Consider the following 17,189-nt stretch of genomic DNA (forward strand, 5'->3'; position numbering starts at 1 on the left):
CATAACCATCGTGAGAGGAGAGCGCGAATGTCCATAGGTGATTTCATCAACGATCCGTTCGGCGCGGCGGGCAAGGCCATGGCCGATTTGGCCCCGGACAGCGTGCGGGAAACCGTGCACGAGGCAAAGGAGACGCTGAACGACATGGCGCAGTCGGTGGTCAGTCCGACCATGCCGGACGCGAACTCGGTGAGGCAGACCTTCCCCGACGGACACACCGACACGATGTACGACGACGGTTCGCGTGCCACCGAATTCGCCGATGGCAGCAGCAGCGCCGTCTTCGCGGACGGCACCAGGACCACGACGTTCGCCGACGGCAGCACCAGCACGGTGAACCCCGATGGGTCCATCATCGAGACCGTCGCCTCCCATCCCGATAGCGGGGCGGCAGGCGATTTCACGGACCCCAACTTCGACCTCGGCTCCTACGCCAGCGAACACGGTGTCGCCGGGCCCGACCTCAAGTCGGCTGCCGGAATCATCTTGGACGACAAGGAGAACTGGGACACCAACGGTCCCACGGAGCAACCGCAGCCGAGCATGGATTCGCCATCGTCGGGCATCATTCATCCCGATCCATTCGCCGACGGGATAGCGCCGACGGCGGGTGAGCAGGCGGAAGGCTACGGCGCGGGTGGCGAGTACGGCGACGGTACTTCCGCAGACGTCTTCAATGATGCCGGGACGCTCGGCGAGGTGACCGGGCCGGAAACCTACAGCCTCGGCGAGAACTCGATGCAAGACGACTACCAGGTCGACATCGGTCCGGCGCAGATCGAGAACCCGAATCCGATCGTCGTCGACATCGGTCCGGCGCAAGAAGAGGAGCCTGACCAGACAGCCGGGGAACAGGCGCAGTACGCCGGTGCCGATGGATATTGGGGCACATCGGATTACGGCGGTTCGGCCGCAGAAGAGGCGGCGGGATCCGGGGTCAGCGCGTACGGTCCCGGTGCCGACCCCAATTACTCGCTGAATCCGGTAGGAGAGGACGGTCCGGCAGCACCGGACTATGGCCCTGGCGCTACGGGAGAGGTCGGCGGAGGCGCAGGCGGCGAAGTAAGCACCGACGACAGCTTCTTCTAGGCCTGCAGTGTGCGCACCGCCTCGATGCGCGCCTTGAGCTGATCGGTCGTCGCGGCCGCGATCGGTGGGCCGCCGCACAGTCGGCGCAGCTCGTTGTGGATCCAGCCGTGCGGCTTGCCGGTGCGGTGATGCGCGATGGACACCAGCGTGTTGAGTTCGCGCCGCAACTCACGCAGCTGCCCGTGCGTCGACGGACGCGGCACCTCGCCCGTTGCGGTGCGCTTCGACAGTTGCTCATCTTGCCTGCGCCGCAACAGATCCCGCATCTGGTCGGCATCGAGTAGCCCGGGGATGCCGAGATAGTCGGCCTCCTCCTCACTGCCCGCCGGGGTGGCGGTGCCGAACGACGAGCCATCGAAGATCACCTGATCCAGTTCGGCGTCGGCGCCCAACGATTCGAAACCGTTGTCCAGTTCGCTCGGCTCGGACTTGCGCCGCTCGACGTACTCTTCGTCGCCTTCGGACTCGCGGTGCGGCTTGCCCAGCACGTGGTTGCGCTGGGCCTCCATCTCACTGGCCAGCAGCAGCAGGTTGGGTACCGACGGCAGGAAGATGCTGGCTGTCTCGCCGGGCCGCCGCGACCGGACGAACCGGCCGATCGCCTGGGCGAAGAACAGCGGCGTCGACGCGCTGGTGGCATATACCCCGACGGCCAGCCGGGGCACGTCGACACCCTCGGACACCATTCGCACGGCCACCAGCCACGGGCTGGTTCCGGCCGAATACTCCGCGATGCGCGCGGACGACCCGGGATCGTCGGATAGCACCACGGTCGGCGTCTGGCTCGTCAGCTTCGTCAGCGCCGCCGCGTACGCGCGGGCAGCCGTCTGATCCGAGGCGATCACCATCGCGCCCGCGTCGGGCATGCCGCCCTCACGGAGCTGCGTCAGCCGGGTGTTGGCGGCCTGCAGCACCGCGGGGATCCATTCGCCGGCCGGATTCAGCGCCGTCCGCCATGCCCGCGCGGTCTGCTCGGCGGTCAGCGGTTCGCCGAGGCGCGCGGCGTGCTCCTCGCCCGCGCTGTCGCGCCACCGCGCCTCACCCGAGTACGCCAGGAACACGACCGGCCGGACCACCCCGTCGGCAAGCGCCTCGGCGTAGCCGTAGGTGTGGTCGGCGCGCGAGCGCATCAGGCCGTCGCCGTCGGGTTCATAGGTGACGAACGGGATGGGGCTGTCGTCGCTGCGGAACGGCGTCCCGGTCAGCGCAAGGCGGCGGGTCGCGTCGGCGTAGGCCTCGCGGATGGCGTCGCCCCAACTCTTCGCATCCCCGCCGTGGTGGATCTCGTCGAAGATCACGAGCGTGCGGTAGTTCTCAGTGCGGACCCGGTGCCGGGTCGGGTGGCTGGCCACCTGTGCGTAGGTGACGACGACACCGTGATACTCCGACGACGTCTGGGCCGACGAGTTGGAGAACTTCGGGTCGAGCGCGATGCCGACCCTCGCGGCGGCCTGGGCCCACTGCGTCTTGAGATGTTCGGTGGGTACGACGACGGTGACCCGCTCGACGGTGCCGTCGGCCAGCAGCTCGCCGGCGATCCGCAAGGCAAACGTCGTCTTGCCCGCGCCAGGCGTGGCGACGGCGAGGAAATCGCGCGGCCTGGCGCCCAGATAGCGCACCAATGCCCGACGCTGCCAGCCCCGCAAAGCCTGGGTGTCGGGCGCAGCGTATGCCCGCACCCAAGACTCCTCACTGATCGGACAGCAGCCTAGCGCAGGGGTTTACGGCCGCGCACGTTCGGTAGCGTGTCGTCGGCGTGTCACTCGACGAAGAAGTTGTCGTTGGCGATGAACCACTCCCGGCGCTCTTCGTCGGACATCTCGCCGAGCTGGGCGATCCCTTCGAAGTAGTGCTCACGCGGCGCGCCGGGAGCAAACAGCATCAGCAGCGACGTCGGCTCGTCGGCCTCGTTGCGGAAGCCATGGATACCGCCGGGCGGAACATAGAGGAAATCGTTGGTACGCCCGTCGGTCCAGTCGCGGCCGTCGTACAGCCGGACCGTCCCCGACAGCACGAAGAACGCCTCGGACATCGCGCGGTGGAAGTGCGGGCCCGGTCCGCCGCCGTTGGGCGCGATGTCCACCCGGTACAGCCCATAGTCTCCGTCGGTCGCCTGCTGGTTGGCCAGATAGTGGTACTTCACCAGCCCGAAGGACTCGTAGTCGGGCGGTTCATCCGCTCTACGCAGCCACGCACTGACTTCAGGTCGGTCTTTGGTGTAGCGCGCTGGCGGGTACGGCGGCACGATCAGAGACATCGCCGTCCACACTAGCGAGCGCTTTCGGCAACTGCGCACCACCGACACAGCAGTCATACAGGTCGCACACGCATAGTGGCGTGCTATGGAACCGGCGCCGTTGACGTGGTCCTCGGCCCTGACCAGTTGGCAATGGGACAGCGGTGCGGTGGTGCTGATCGCCGCGGCAGGTGTCGGTTACGGGTGGGCGCGGCGTCGCACCGCGGTGCCTGCCAGGAGTGCGTGGTGTTTCGCCGTCGGCCTGGTGCTGATCGCAGTGGCCACGATGAGCTTCATCGGCGTCTACGACCGCACGCTGTTCTGGGTGCGGGCGCTGCAGGTATTGCTGTTGCTGTTCGTCGTGCCGTTCTTCGTGGCGATGGGCAGGCCGGTCACGGTGTGGCGGTTGGACCGAGCGGTCGCGACGCCCGCGGCACGTGTGGTCTTTCATCCCGCGACCACGTCGGTGGCGATGCTGGCCACGCCGTGGCTGCTGTATCTGACCCGGTGGTATCCGGCCACGCTGCACAACCAGGTGCTCGCCGCGGCCACCCGAGTGTTGTTGGTGCTGGTCGGTTTTGGCTATTACTACACGCGGTTGCAGACCGATCCGGTGCCGCGCAGGTACTCTCAGCTGATCTCGCTGGTGATCAGCATCGTGGAGTCGATCGGCGACGGCCTGCTCGGGATCGTGCTGTGGTTGGGCCCGGTGGTCGCCGCAAACTATTACGCGCAGCGGCAGTGGGGGCCGAGCACCCACGTCGATCAGTCGATCGGCGCGGGCATTCTCTGGCTCGTCGGTGACGCGCTCGGAGTCGTGTTCATCATCGTGTTGATGCGATTCTTCTCGGCGGACGAGGAGAAGCGGGCGGCCATCGTCGATGCGGAAGTCGACGCGCAACTCGAGATCGCCGACGAGCCGTCGGGCCTGTGGTGGCAGAACGATCCCCAACTGCGCGACCGGCTGGGGCGGGCATGACCGTGCCGCTGCTTGGCACGCTGGCGGTGTCAGGATTTGCCAACGAGTGGTTCCTGTTGTTCTTCGTCGTGATCGCCGCTCTGGTCGTGGGATACCTTGTGGCACAAAGGGTGCGGCGCCGGCGTGTGCTGCGGTTCGCCAACCTCGAGTTGCTGCAGTCGGTGGCGCCGCGGCGGCAGCGTCGGTGGCGGCATCTGCCCGCCGCGCTGCTGGTGGCTTCGCTGGCCCTGCTGACCACCGCGATGGCGGGGCCGACGCACGACATCCGCGTCCCGCGCAACCGCGCGGTGGTGATGCTCGTCATCGACGTCTCCGAGTCGATGGTCGCCACCGACGTCGCACCCGACCGGTTGACCGCAGCCAAAGAGGCGGGCAAGCGGTTCGCCGATGAGCTGACACCAGGCATCAATCTCGGGCTTGTCGAGTATGCGGGTACCGCAACGCTTTTGATGGCGCCGACGACGGACCGCGCTGCGGTCAAGGCCGCCATCGACACGCTCAAGGCCGCCGAACGCACCGCGACGGGGGAGGGCATTTTCACTGCGCTGCAGGCGATCGCGGCCACCTCGGCGGTGCTCGGCGGCGGCGACGGTCCGCCTCCGGCACGCATCGTGCTGGAGTCCGACGGCAAGGAGACCGTGCCGAGTGAGCCCGACGCGCCCCGCGGGGCGTTCACGGCCGCGCACGCCGCCAAGGAACAGGGCGTCGGCATCTCGACCATCTCCTTCGGAACACCCGATGGCACAGTCAAACTCGATGACCAGGACATTCCGGTGCCGGTCGACGACTCGACGCTGCAGAAGATCAGCGAGATCTCAGGCGGTGAGACGTTTCACGCCGACAGCCTGGACAAGCTGAACAGCGTCTACTCGTCGCTGCAGCAGATCATCGGCTATCAGGTGGTCGCAGGCGATGCGAGTGCCGGGTGGATTCGACTGGGCGCGTTGCTGTTGATCGCGGCGTTGGCTGCGGCCGCGCTGCTCAACAGGCGCCTGCCCGACTGAAGTCCGGTCAGGTCGGCAGCCTGCGGTTGAGCACGAGGCCGAGGACCGTGCCGATGCTGAGCAGGACGACCGCCAGTCGCAGCCATCCGGCGGTGGCCGGTCCGCGCTCGATCTGGTAGCCGAGTTGGTCCTCGGCGGCGCGGAACCTGGAGTTGAGCTGGTCGATCGTTGCGGCAGAAGAGTTCTGGCCGCCCGAGAGGTGGGCGATCATCTTCATCATGTCGTCATCGACCGGCACGTCCACAGTGTCGTTCTCGAGCTCCACATGCCCGGTCTGCGTGCCGAACGCGATCGTGGAGATCGGGACGCCCTGCTGGCTGGCGGCGCGCGCCGCGGTGTAGGCGCCTTCGGGGTTGTTGGGATTGTCGGGCTTGTTCTCCTTGCCGTCGGACAGCAGCACGATGGTGGCAGGCGCCGGTTTGTCGTCGGGCCCCTTGAGCACCGCGTTGACCGTCGTGATCGACTGCAGCGCAGAGAAAATCGCTTCACCGGTGGCGGTGCTGTCGGCGGGCTGCAGCTTGTCGAGGGCGTCGATGGTGAGCTGATGATCGGGGCTTGGCGCCACCAGCACGTTGGGGGTTCCGGCGAACGCGATCAGGCCCAGATTCACCCCCGGTGTGACCTGCTTGGCGAACTGTTGTGCGGCGTGCTCGGCGGCCACCAACCGCGTCGGCGCCACATCCGTGGCCATCATCGACCGCGACACGTCGATGACGAGCATGATGACGGCGCGATCGCGTGGCACGCGGACATCGTGGGTGGGCTGTGCCAGTGCGACACTCAGCGGGACGAGCGCGAGCAGCAACACAGCCATCGGCAGGTGTCGCCACGGCGACGACGGCGCGGTGGCGCCCGCCGTGGCGAACCGGCGCAGGCGCCGCCTGCGGCGCGCCTGGGTGGCGACATACAGTCCCAGGAGCGCCGCGGGAGCGAGCAGAAGCAGTAGCCACGCCGGGTCGTCGAAACCCGACAGCGGCAACGGACCCAATCCCGGAACGCTCACCGCCTCACTGTGGCGCGCCGGGCTGGGAATCGGCTGTGTCTCAGTCCAGCTCAGCCGACCGGCGCCACCACCGAGGTGAGTTCTTCCGACACCGTCCACAGCCTGCGCTGCGCATCGGTGTCGTGCGACACCCTGCTGGACGCCACGACCTTCGGGTAACCGCGCTGCTCCAAGAAACCGTCCGGTCCGAAGTACTGACCCCCGATCACCCCGGGGTCGGTCGCTGCACGCAGCGTCGGCAGCGCACCCATGTCGGCGCCCTGCATCACCGGCTCGAGGAGCCTGGTGGCCGCCGCAACGAGCGGCGGCAGGTTGCGGACCAGTTCCGTTCTCGAGCCGCCCGGATGCGCCGCGACGGCAATGGTGTTGGTGCCCTGCAGGCGCCGCTGCAGTTCGTAGGTGAACATCAGATTGGCCAGCTTGGACTGACCGTAGGCGCGCGTCCGGCTGTACTCGCGGTCGGATTGCAGATCGTCGAAGTCGATACCGGTCCCGGCGAAGCGGTGCCCGACGCTGCTGACGGTCACCACGCGCGAGCCAGGCGTGCTGATCAGGCGATCGAGCAGCAGATTGGTCAGCGCGAAGTGGCCCAGATGGTTGGTGCCGAACTGCAATTCGAAGCCGTCCTTGGTGGTCGACTTCGGCGGCATCATCACCCCGGCATTGTTGATCAGCAGATCGATCGACGAGTGGTCCGCGCGCAGTTGGTCAGCGGCCGAGCGCACTGAGTCGAGAGAGGACAGGTCGAGTTCCTGGATGGCGACGCTGGCTCCGGGGTTGGCCCGCGCGATCAGGTCGGCGGCGGCCTTGCCCTTCTCGAGATTGCGGACGGCGATCACCACGTGCGCACCCTTGGCGGCGAGCGCGGTCGCGGTCTCGTACCCTAGCCCGGTGTTGGCGCCGGTGACGACGGCGACGCGGCCCGTCTGGTCGGGAATGTCGTTAGTGGTCCACTTGCTCATGGCGATCTCCTAAAATGTAGGCAAACGGGGCGCTGGCTCCGTTTGATGTCGAATATACGGAACGCACGCCCCGCTTATCTATTCCCGAGGTGACATGACTGAAACCGCCCGCCCGATGCGCGCCGACGCGGCACGCAACCGCGCGCGCGTGCTCCAGGTCGCCTACGACACCTTCGCCGCCGAGGGGCTCGGCGTGCCGATCGACGAGATCGCGCGTCGTGCCGGCGTCGGCGCGGGCACCGTCTACCGGCACTTTCCGACCAAGGAGGACCTGTACCGGGCGGTGATCGAGGACCGTATCGTACGCATCGTTGCCGACGGGCGTGAGCTGCTGGTGTCCTCGGACCCCGGCGAGGCGCTGTACGCCTTCCTTCGGTCGATGGTGCTGCAGTGGGGGGCGACCGACCGCGGCCTCGCCGAGGCGCTCGCCGGACTCGGCGTCGACGTGAAATCTGCGGTGCCCGATGCGGAAGAAGCCTTTCTCGAACTGCTCGGAGATTTGCTGCGGGCCGGGCAGAAGGCGGGCACCGTGCGGGGTGATCTCGACGCACGCGATGTGAAGGCGCTGATGGTGGGCGCGCAGGCGATCCAAAGCTACAACGCCGAGGTGGCCGAGCGGCTGACCGAAGTGGTCCTGGACGGCTTGCGGGCGTAACGCCGCGCAAGGGGAACCGGCGGGGTTGCCCTTCATATTGACGCTGGCGTCACTGGAGGGTCGACATGGCCAGTTGGATGAAGCGGATACTCTCCGCGGTCGCCGTTGCGTTTCTCGCGCTGGGTGGTGTCACCGCATCGGGCGCCGTCGGCCACGCCGAGGAAGCGGTGCTGATCCCGGGTGCGACCGTCTTCAAGGAGATCAACCCGCTGTACCCCTTGATCGCGCAGACGTATCCGATCATCGGCATCAACTTCCACGACGACGACCACCCGCAATTGGTCGACTACTCGCAGAATGCGCTGGCCTCGGACCGCGCACTGCGTAACGGGGTCGCGCGGGCAGCACGCGTCGTCGACGAGATCGACGGCCCCGTGGTCGTGATCGGCGAATCGATGGGCAGCATGGTCGCGTCCAGACTCGCGAGAACGCTCGCGAACAGCGCCGAGCCGCCGTCGAAGGACGACATCAGGTTCGTGTTGATCGCTCCGCCCGAGGCGGGCGTCGCCAAGTGGTTCAAGGTCGGCACCTTCATCCCGCTGTTGAACTACCGGGTCAGCCGGGTTCCTGAGTCGCCGTATCACACGACGATCGTGATCGGTGAATACGACTTCTGGGCCGATCCGCCCGATCGGCCGTGGAACCTGATCTCCCTCGCCAATGCGGTGATGGGCATGGCCTTCGTGCACGGGCCGCCGATCGCGGCCGCCGATCCGGCGAACGTGCCAAAGGCGAACACGACGACCACGACGAACAGCGCGGGCGGGACGGTGGTGACGCACTTCGTCCCGACCCCGAAGCTGCCGCTGACCCAGGTATTCCGCCTCATCGGTGTCCCGGACAAGATCGTCGACCAGGCCGATCGAATCCTTCGTCCGATCGTCGACGCCGGATATCGTCGCCACGACAAACCGGGGGACACCCGGCCATATCTCGCCAACGGCGGAATCCATCGCAATGTGCAGGCCCAGCAGCAGGCCCGCGACGGCGCGGCAGCGTCTGTCTCGAAGAAGGCGGCCGACGCTCCGAAGCGGCGAAAGCGTGTGCGCGACCGGGAAGATCGCCGCCTGCACCAGCCGACGACGAGGAGCACGGACCGGCGTGCCGAACGGCGCAGGGATCCGGTGAGCGCTGAATCGACGAGTGGGTCCTCCGAACAGCCAGAGTGACCTTGCACTCGCCCTGGTCGAGTGCTAAGAATGCAGTTGGCACTCGCGACCGGTGAGTGCTAGGTCGGGACGGTGAGGCCGGGGCCGCGCATGCGGGGCACATCCCCAGCCGTCCGTCGCGGGCACTGCGCCCGACCAACAAGACGTGCATCCCCAATCCGGAGGAAACACTTCGCAATGGCCAAGACAATTGCGTATGACGAAGAGGCCCGTCGGGGCCTCGAGCGGGGCCTGAACAGCCTCGCCGACGCCGTAAAGGTGACGTTGGGACCCAAGGGTCGCAACGTCGTCCTGGAGAAGAAGTGGGGCGCCCCCACGATCACCAACGATGGTGTGTCCATCGCCAAGGAGATCGAGCTGGAGGACCCGTACGAGAAGATCGGCGCTGAGCTGGTCAAGGAAGTCGCCAAGAAGACCGACGACGTCGCAGGCGACGGCACCACCACCGCCACCGTGCTGGCCCAAGCGCTCGTGCGTGAGGGTCTGCGCAACGTCGCGGCCGGTGCCAACCCGATGGCGCTCAAGCGCGGCATCGAGAAGGCCGTCGAGAAGGTCACCGAGACGCTGCTGAAGTCGGCCAAGGAGGTCGAGACCAAGGAGCAGATCGCTGCGACCGCCGCCATCTCCGCCGCTGACACCCAGATCGGCGAGCTGATCGCCGAGGCCATGGACAAGGTCGGCAACGAGGGCGTCATCACCGTCGAGGAGAGCAACACCTTCGGCCTGCAGCTGGAGCTGACCGAGGGCATGCGCTTCGACAAGGGCTACATCTCGGGCTACTTCGTCACCGACGCCGAGCGTCAGGAAGCGGTCCTCGAGGATCCGTACATCCTGCTGGTCAGCTCGAAGGTGTCGACGGTCAAGGATCTGCTTCCGCTGCTGGAGAAGGTCATCCAGTCGGGCAAGCCGCTGCTGATCATCGCCGAGGACGTCGAGGGCGAGGCCCTGTCCACGCTCGTCGTCAACAAGATCCGCGGCACCTTCAAGTCCGTCGCCGTCAAGGCTCCGGGCTTCGGTGACCGCCGTAAGGCGATGCTGCAGGACATGGCCATCCTCACCGGTGGTCAGGTCATCAGCGAAGAGGTCGGCCTCTCGCTCGAGAACGCCGACGTCTCGCTGCTGGGCCGCGCCCGCAAGGTCGTCGTCACCAAGGACGAGACGACCATCGTCGAGGGTGCCGGTGACAGCGAGGCCATCGCAGGCCGCGTTGCGCAGATCCGCGCCGAGATCGAGAACAGCGATTCCGACTACGACCGCGAGAAGCTGCAGGAGCGCCTGGCCAAGCTGGCCGGCGGTGTCGCGGTGATCAAGGCCGGCGCCGCCACCGAGGTGGAGCTCAAGGAGCGCAAGCACCGCATCGAGGACGCGGTGCGCAACGCCAAGGCCGCCGTCGAGGAGGGCATCGTCAGCGGTGGTGGTGTGGCGCTGCTGCAGGCCGCCCCTGCGCTGGACGAGCTCAAGCTCACCGGCGACGAGGCCACCGGTGCGAACATCGTTCGCGTCGCGCTGTCGGCTCCGCTGAAGCAGATCGCCTTCAACGGTGGGCTCGAGCCCGGCGTTGTCGCCGAGAAGGTGCAGAACTCGCCTGCCGGCACCGGCCTGAACGCCGCCACCGGTGAGTACGAGGACCTGCTCAAGGCGGGCGTCGCTGACCCGGTCAAGGTGACGCGTTCGGCGCTGCAGAACGCGGCGTCCATCGCGGCGCTGTTCCTGACCACCGAGGCGGTCGTCGCCGACAAGCCGGAGAAGGCTCCGGCTGGTGCGGCCGACCCGACCGGTGGCATGGGCGGCATGGACTTCTAAGTCCTTCACGAGAAGGCCCGGGTGTGCTTCGGCACCCCGGGCCTTTTCGTTTGCGGCGAACGTGGGTTACCCGCACGCATTTTCGTAATTCGCGTGGCACAACCTCACACTCGGCGGGCCACGCCCTGGATCGCGCGCAGCCGGCCGTCGGCGAGGGCGGCTGTCAGGTTGGCTGCCTTGGTTTCGAAGTTCGCAACGAATGCGTGCAGGCCGAGCGGATGGTGCGGTGCCGCCACGATCGCCTGCATCAAATCGGCAGCCTGTTCGGTGAGGTCTGTCCAGTGGTCGACCGCGAAGCCCGCAGATTCGATGAAGATGCGCAACTGGTCGGGTGGGGCGAGGTGGCTTTGTGCGGGATGATCCGCCCAGGGCAGCGGGAAGTCGAGTTCATCGCGGTCACCAGAGGTGATGTCCCACAAAGCAAGTCGGCCATCTTCACGCAGGACCCGTCGCGCCTCGGCATAGAGTCGGGGCTTGTCGGCGATGTTCATCTGCACGTGCTGGCTGAAGATGGCGTCGAACGAGGCATCGGTGAAGGGCAACGCCGTCACGTCGGCCTGCCGCACGGAAATACGATCGTCCAACCCGACGAGATGATTGAGCCAACGGGCTATTTCGCAGTATTCGTCAGTCAAATCGACTGCGGTGACCCGGGCATCGCGTGTGTCGGCGACGAAGCGTGCCGTGCCACCGACGCCGCTGCCGGCATCGAGCACATGATGGTCGCTGTTCAGTTCCAGGAGATCTACCAGTTGATGGGTGGCGATGCGGCCCATGGTGTGGAAGTCCTCGAGCGGCGCGAGGTCAGCAGGCTTGAGCTCGTCGAGGCGCAACCCAGCGGTGATGAGCGCTTGCTCGATGCCCTGCCGCGATACGCCCGTCGAGTACTGCGCGTCGATCATGACCCCAGCATGCGGCATCTAGACAATTGAACCAAGTGGATTTAGTAAGTCATTTGCTGCGGCGGCACCACCCTCGTGACGAATCTGTTTGCGCGCAAGCCTTTTTCGTTTCTAAACCTGTTGACCGCCTTTTGTGACCTTTTACTCAGAGCGGCCGAAATCCGTTGTGGCAGTAGTTAACACAACATGTCGGCCAAGACAGTGTGCGCGGTCGGCAGACAGGGAGTGTGCAGTCAGCCCTACGCACATCCACAGTTTAAATGAAGGAATCTGGAGACATATGAAACACGCTGTTTTATGGGGATTCACTGGTGCAGCTTCGGTTGCCGCCGCTCTTGGCTTCTCTGCCATCGCTCACGCTGATGAGCCGGGCAGCGACGTGCCGCAGGTGACCGGCCCACAAGTGACTGGGCCACAAGCACCCGGGCCGGAGATTCCGTCTGCGCCGCAGGTGCCACAGGTGACCGGGCCGCAGACGGTCGGACTGCAGGCACCCGGGCCTGCGATTCCGCCGGGGTCGTACGTGCCACAGGTGACTGGGCCGCAGACGGTCGGACTGCAGGCGCCCGGTCCGGTGATTCCGGCGGGTTCTGACGTGCCGGTGCCGCCGACGACGGGGCCGGTTGTGACGGGGCCGCAGGCGCCGGGGCCAGTGATTCCGGTGGGGTCGCCGACGACGGGGCCGGTTTTGACGGGTCCGCAGGCGCCTGGTCCGGTGATTCCGGCGGGTTCTGACGTGCCGGTGCCGCCGACGACGGGCCCGGTTGTGACGGGTCCTCACGCGCCTGGTCCGGTGATTCCGGCGGGTTCTGACGTGCCGGTGCCGCCGACGACGGGCCCGGTTGTGACGGGCCCCCACGCGCCTGGTCCGGTGGTACCTCCGTCGGAACCCACCCAACCGGGCAACGGTCAGGGATCGGATCACGGCAACCACGGCCAGGGCTCGAACCAGGGCGGCAACGGTCAGGGATCGGACCAAGGCAACCACGGCCAGGGCTCAAACCATCCCAACAACGGCAACGGTCGTGGGCCAGACCACTCGCACCACGGTAAAGGGCACTAGAACTGCCCGATAAGTCACTGATGAGGCAGGGCCCCTTGGTGGTTGGCACCCGTTCGACCACCGAGGGGACCTGTGCTCACCCGTCGAGTGGCACGCAATCGTGTAGGCAGCCAGGGTTCGTCGCGGGAGTGTCCGGGGTGGCGGGCCGATGCAACACCGCGCGGGTCGGTACGACGTGCAGTGCGTCCTCGGCCGGCTGGCCCTGGCCGTCGACAATCAGCGTGTAGCCGCCCGGCTCACTTGGTGGCCAGACGAGCGTCACGCCGTCGTGCCTTCCGACGTTCTTGCGTGTGCTGTTGCCGATAGAGCCGACGTCGAGGACGCCGTCCACCAGCCGCGGTTGCACTGCGACGGTGTGTGCGCGGAAATCGTCGCCGACCGTGATCAAATACGCGAACGTGTAGTCGGCCAGCGCATCAGCCAGCTGATCGACGTCGACCTTGACGCTCATCGCGCCGGCGCAGCCTGACGACCCCGCACCAGTCGGCCGGGCCGGGCCTCGGTCGGCACGCCGTTCTCCGCGATCACCTGACCGGAAACGACTGTCGCGACATAACCGTCGGCGGTCTGGTCCAGCCGTCGCCCGCCTGCGGGCAGGTCGTGGGTGATCACCGGCTTGTGCAACCGCAGCGCCGCATGGTCGATCACGTTGAGATCCGCCTTGTAGCCCAACGCAATTCGACCGCGATCGGCCAGTCCCGCGACTCGAGCCGGAACCGACGTCATCATCCGGACTGCGTCGGCGACGTCCAGCCTGCCCTTCGCTCTGTCGCGCGCCCAGTGCGCGAGTACAAACGTGGGATAGCTTGCGTCGCAGATCATTCCGTAGTGCGCACCGCCGTCGCCGAGGCCGAGCACGACGTCATCGCGACGGATCAACTCCCCGACGGTGTCCAGCGAGTTGTTCTCGAAATTGGCCATCGCCACCAACAGCATCGCGTGGCCGTCATCGTCGAGCAGCCGGTCGTACGCCTCCTCCATCGGGCTGACGCCGCGAACCTGCGCGCGCGCTGCGATGGACGTCGACGCATCCGGCTCGTAATTCGGGTCGTCGGTCAGCGGGAAGATCCAATTCCACGCCTGCGCCAGGTACAGCAGCGGATGTCCGCCGTCCGCGGGCTCGTCGGCGAGGATGCGCGCCCGCACCTCGGGCTTGCGCATCTCGGCGACGCGCTCCGCCAGTGGCAGATCCGCGATCTCCTGGTAGCTCGGATAGAACACGAACGGATTGCCGGTCAGCTCCAGCCCGATGACCAAACCGATTGGGCGCGGGAACATTTGCGCGGTGATCGCGGTCTCGGGGTCGCCGACCGAGTTGTACTTCTCGACGAGGGTGATCGCGTCGGGCCAGATCGGGTCTCCCGAGTTTCCGGTGGCCAGCGTGAACGTCACCGGCAACCCGTTGTCCTGCGCGGCCTCGAAAACCTGTTGCAACACATTGGCATAACCACCGGCCGCGATATCGGGCACGAACTGGATCAGCCCGCCACCACCCTCGGCCACGCCCGATGCGATCGCGTCGATCTCGGCCTGCGCGGCGTTGTAGGTCGGAATCAGCTCACCGCTGGCGGTCTTGTGGAACGAGAACCGCGACGACGCGAAGCCAAGCGCACCGACCTCGACGGCTTCCTTGGCCAGCAGCCGCATCTGTTTGAGGTCGTCGTCGGTCGCCGGTTCGCGGGCGGCGCCGCGCTGACCCATCACATACACCCGCAGCGGGGAATGCGGCAGATACGCCGCGACGTCGATATCGCGGGCGCGCGAATCCAGCGCGTCGAGATACTCCGGGAACGTCTCCCAGTCCCACGGCAGCCCGTCGACCATCACCACACCCGGGATGTCTTCGACGCCGGCCATCACGTCCACCAGCACCTCGTGGTCCTCGCGGCGACACGGCGCGAACCCGACGCCGCAGTTGCCCATCACCGCCGTCGTCACCCCGTGCGCCGACGACGGTGTCATGCGGTCCGACCAGATGGCCTGCCCGTCGTAGTGGGTGTGCAGATCGACGAAGCCGGGGGTGACCAGCAGTCCGGTCGCGTCGATCTCGCGCGTCCCGGCGCCTTCGACGGTGCCGACCGCCGCTATCACGCCATCCGAGATCGCCACATCACCGACGTACGGTTGCCCGCCGAGGCCGTCGACGATGGTGCCGTTGCGGATGCAGAGGTCGTATATCGCCGCCGGCGCGGCTCCGAAGTCGTACGCCATGAGCTGAATGTACGACTCACACAGCGCCCCGTGCCAGGATGCGGAGGGAAGGATAAGCTGTGAGCCACTGGACACATTTCTCGGTAGTCGAAGAAAGCGATCGACTGTGGCGGGTCGTGTTCGACAACCCGCCGATCAATCTGGTCACTCCCGAGATGCTCGTCGATTTGCCTGCGCTGATCGACCGGATGGAGGCGGCGCCCGAATTGCGGGCGGTCGTCTTCGAGTCCGCGAATCCGGACTACTTCTTGAACCACTACGACACGTCACGGGTGGCCGAGACGCCCAAAGACCTTGGCGTGACGGGGTATCCGTTGGTCATCGACATCAACGTGCGCCTGTCCCGGATGCCGGTGGTGTCGATCGCCAAGATCCGGGGCAGGCTGCGCGGCGTGGGCAACGAGTTCACCCAGGCGATGGACATGCGCTTCGCCAGCCGGCTCGCGTTGTTCGGCCAGCCGGAAACCGCGAACGGGAATCTGCCCGGCGGCGGTGGCCTCGAGCATCTGCCCCTCCTGCTCGGCCGGGCACGGGCCCTGGAGGTGGCGCTGTCCAGCGACGACTACTCCGGTGAGCTGGCCGAGCGCTACGGATGGGTCAACCGCACCGTCGAGGACGGTGAACTCGACGGATTGGTGGACACGTTGGCAGGGCGGATCGCGTCCTTCGACAAGGAGTCCATCGCGGCCGTCAAACAACAGATCAACCGGTACACGCTGCCGTCGGCCGACGACATCAAGTCCTCCTCCGACATCTACTTCGAATCCTTCGGCTGGCCCGGTTCGCAGCGACGACTCCCGGCCGCGCTGGCTGCGGGACGGAACCAGGCCGGTGATTACGAGATGCGTCTTGGCTACCACCTCGGCCGTCAGGAAGAAGGGGATCCCGGCTGACGGTCATCCATGTCAGGATGGGCCGATGATCGACCACCTTGGAATCAACTGTGCGGACTGGGAGAAGTCGAAGACGTTCTACGACAAGGTGCTTGGCGTGCTGGGTTACACCCGGCAGCTGGATTTCCAGGTCGCCATCGGATACGGCAAGGACGGCAAGCCAGACTTCTGGATCGCCGATATGAGTGCGGGCGACGCGTCCGGGCCCAATCGGGAGAATCATGTCGCCTTCCAGGCCGCAGACACCGATGCGGTCAAGGCTTTCTATGACGCGGCGCTCGAACTGGGAGCCGAATCGCTACACGCACCGCGGCTCTGGCCGGAGTATCACCCGGGCTATTTCGGCGCGTTCGTACGCGATCCCGACGGCAACAACGTCGAGGCGGTGTTCCACGGCGCGCCGCCGCAAACCTAGCTTCCCAGCGCGGCGGAGTACTTGTCGCGCAACGCTTCCCACCCGTGGGCGGCGGCGTCTTCACCGACCACACGCGGTCGGTCGACGCCGGCTGCCACGTCATCCAGCACATCCAGGCAGAGGTGCCAGCCCGCAGCGTTCATCGCAGCGGGGTCTCGACTGCTCATGGTCTGTTCGAGCGTCAACCGGCAGCCCGTCGCGGTCGGTGACAGCCGCCACCGCACCAAGTCCTCGCCCCACCGGTGCACCAACTCGTGTGGCGGATCGACGCTGACCACGTCGCCCGCGACGGGCTCGTCGTCCGGGTTCTCGCGGACCTCCCGCGGTCCAACGGTGTCCATGGGCATATCCGGCACCACCGGTGACCACTGGCGCAGCCGGTCGGGATCGGTGAGCCACGGCCAGAGCTTCTCGACCGGCTGACTGAAATCTCGAACCAGCGTCAACACCCAAGCGCCATCGCGGTTTTCCAGGGTTCCCTCCAACGGCTGAGTCATTTCTGCTCCTGTTCGACGAGTTGGGAAAGCCGGTCGAAGCCGGCGGACCATTTGCGGTGGTAGGGCGTCACCCAGGCCAGCACCGCCGGCAGCGGGTCCTCGGCCAGGCGGTAGATGCGGCGCTTGCCCTCGACCGTCACGTCGACGGCTCCAGCATCACGCAGCACCCCGAGGTGCTTCGAGGCCAGCGGCTGCGAAATGTCAAGCCGCGCAACGAGAGTGCTGACATCGGCGGCGCCGTCGCGCAGCGTGTCCAGGATGCGGCGGCGGGTCGGGTCGGCGATCACCGCGAAAGCATCCACGGCGTA

At 66.7% G+C, this 17,189-nt stretch carries 18 protein-coding genes; 9 read left to right on the plus strand and 9 right to left on the minus strand.

Going from position 1 to position 17,189, the window contains the following annotated elements; all coding sequences use genetic code 11:
- The first annotated feature begins 27 nt into the window (after positions 1-27).
- Complete coding sequence (locus A5724_RS19310; protein WP_067805478.1) at positions 28-1,089, plus strand: hypothetical protein; 1,062 nt, start codon at positions 28-30, stop codon at positions 1,087-1,089.
- Here A5724_RS19310 and A5724_RS19315 read toward each other — a convergent pair.
- Together A5724_RS19315 and A5724_RS19320 are read right to left on the minus strand one after the other, a co-directional pair.
- The gene (locus tag A5724_RS19315) at positions 1,086-2,768 is read right to left on the minus strand and encodes a DEAD/DEAH box helicase (RefSeq protein ID WP_067805482.1); all 1,683 of its coding nucleotides are present in this window, start codon (positions 2,766-2,768) and stop codon (positions 1,086-1,088) included. The genes A5724_RS19310 and A5724_RS19315 overlap by 4 nt on opposite strands.
- A gap of 80 nt (positions 2,769-2,848) precedes the next feature.
- Positions 2,849-3,346, minus strand: coding sequence for a cupin domain-containing protein (locus A5724_RS19320; RefSeq protein WP_067805670.1), 498 nt, complete (start codon positions 3,344-3,346; stop codon positions 2,849-2,851).
- Positions 3,347-3,431: 85 nt separating this feature from the next.
- On the opposite strand from A5724_RS19320, the gene A5724_RS19325 reads away from it, so the two are divergent.
- Positions 3,432-4,304 (plus strand): cytochrome c oxidase assembly protein, encoded by an 873-nt coding sequence (locus A5724_RS19325; RefSeq protein ID WP_067805485.1) that lies wholly within the window; start codon positions 3,432-3,434, stop codon positions 4,302-4,304.
- The gene (locus A5724_RS19330) at positions 4,301-5,308 is read left to right on the plus strand and encodes a VWA domain-containing protein (protein WP_067805488.1); all 1,008 of its coding nucleotides are present in this window, start codon (positions 4,301-4,303) and stop codon (positions 5,306-5,308) included. The genes A5724_RS19325 and A5724_RS19330 overlap by 4 nt, the downstream gene beginning before the upstream one ends.
- A 7-nt stretch (positions 5,309-5,315) precedes the next feature.
- Here A5724_RS19330 and A5724_RS19335 read toward each other — a convergent pair whose 3' ends face one another.
- Positions 5,316-6,311, minus strand: a complete 996-nt coding sequence (locus A5724_RS19335) for a VWA domain-containing protein (protein WP_067805491.1) — start codon at positions 6,309-6,311, stop codon at positions 5,316-5,318.
- Between the two features lie 50 nt (positions 6,312-6,361).
- Entirely contained in the window at positions 6,362-7,273 is a 912-nt protein-coding gene (locus tag A5724_RS19340; RefSeq protein ID WP_067805492.1) for an SDR family NAD(P)-dependent oxidoreductase, read from the minus strand.
- 94 nt (positions 7,274-7,367) lie between these two features.
- Between A5724_RS19340 and A5724_RS19345 the strand changes: the two genes are divergently transcribed.
- From A5724_RS19345 to groL, 3 genes are all read left to right on the plus strand, one after another.
- On the plus strand, positions 7,368-7,928 hold the full coding sequence (locus A5724_RS19345) for a TetR/AcrR family transcriptional regulator (RefSeq protein WP_067805495.1): 561 nt from the start codon (positions 7,368-7,370) through the stop codon (positions 7,926-7,928).
- Between the two features lie 65 nt (positions 7,929-7,993).
- A complete protein-coding gene (locus A5724_RS19350) occupies positions 7,994-9,097 on the plus strand; it encodes a PE-PPE domain-containing protein (protein ID WP_067805498.1) in 1,104 nt (367 codons plus the stop codon).
- Between the two features lie 177 nt (positions 9,098-9,274).
- Positions 9,275-10,900 (plus strand): chaperonin GroEL, encoded by a 1,626-nt coding sequence (gene groL / locus A5724_RS19355; RefSeq protein ID WP_067805501.1) that lies wholly within the window; start codon positions 9,275-9,277, stop codon positions 10,898-10,900.
- Between the two features lie 104 nt (positions 10,901-11,004).
- Here groL and A5724_RS19360 read toward each other — a convergent pair whose 3' ends face one another.
- Complete coding sequence (locus tag A5724_RS19360; RefSeq protein WP_067805503.1) at positions 11,005-11,802, minus strand: class I SAM-dependent methyltransferase; 798 nt, start codon at positions 11,800-11,802, stop codon at positions 11,005-11,007.
- Between the two features lie 460 nt (positions 11,803-12,262).
- Between A5724_RS19360 and A5724_RS19365 the strand changes: the two genes are divergently transcribed.
- Entirely contained in the window at positions 12,263-12,865 is a 603-nt protein-coding gene (locus tag A5724_RS19365; protein ID WP_067805508.1) for a hypothetical protein, read from the plus strand.
- 76 nt (positions 12,866-12,941) lie between these two features.
- On the opposite strand, the gene A5724_RS19370 is transcribed toward A5724_RS19365, so the two are convergent.
- Together A5724_RS19370 and A5724_RS19375 are read right to left on the minus strand one after the other, a co-directional pair.
- Positions 12,942-13,316, minus strand: coding sequence for a hypothetical protein (locus A5724_RS19370; protein ID WP_067805509.1), 375 nt, complete (start codon positions 13,314-13,316; stop codon positions 12,942-12,944).
- Complete coding sequence (locus A5724_RS19375; protein WP_067805512.1) at positions 13,313-15,076, minus strand: amidohydrolase family protein; 1,764 nt, start codon at positions 15,074-15,076, stop codon at positions 13,313-13,315. Before A5724_RS19375 ends, A5724_RS19370 begins: the two co-directional genes overlap by 4 nt.
- Before the next feature lie 59 nt (positions 15,077-15,135).
- On the opposite strand from A5724_RS19375, the gene A5724_RS19380 reads away from it, so the two are divergent.
- Both A5724_RS19380 and A5724_RS19385 read left to right on the plus strand, forming a co-directional pair.
- Entirely contained in the window at positions 15,136-15,969 is an 834-nt protein-coding gene (locus A5724_RS19380) for an enoyl-CoA hydratase/isomerase family protein (protein ID WP_067805515.1), read from the plus strand.
- A gap of 25 nt (positions 15,970-15,994) precedes the next feature.
- A complete protein-coding gene (locus tag A5724_RS19385) occupies positions 15,995-16,384 on the plus strand; it encodes a VOC family protein (protein ID WP_067805518.1) in 390 nt (129 codons plus the stop codon).
- Here the strand turns inward: A5724_RS19385 and A5724_RS19390 are convergent.
- On the minus strand, positions 16,381-16,881 hold the full coding sequence (locus tag A5724_RS19390; protein ID WP_067805521.1) for an SRPBCC family protein: 501 nt from the start codon (positions 16,879-16,881) through the stop codon (positions 16,381-16,383). The genes A5724_RS19385 and A5724_RS19390 overlap by 4 nt on opposite strands.
- On the minus strand, positions 16,878-17,183 hold the full coding sequence (locus tag A5724_RS19395) for a helix-turn-helix transcriptional regulator (RefSeq protein WP_067805524.1): 306 nt from the start codon (positions 17,181-17,183) through the stop codon (positions 16,878-16,880). Before A5724_RS19395 ends, A5724_RS19390 begins: the two co-directional genes overlap by 4 nt.
- Between the last annotated feature and the right edge of the window lie 6 nt (positions 17,184-17,189).

Origin of the sequence: Mycobacterium sp. ACS1612 (assembly GCF_001667505.1) — a bacterium.
Classification (GTDB): domain Bacteria; phylum Actinomycetota; class Actinomycetes; order Mycobacteriales; family Mycobacteriaceae; genus Mycobacterium.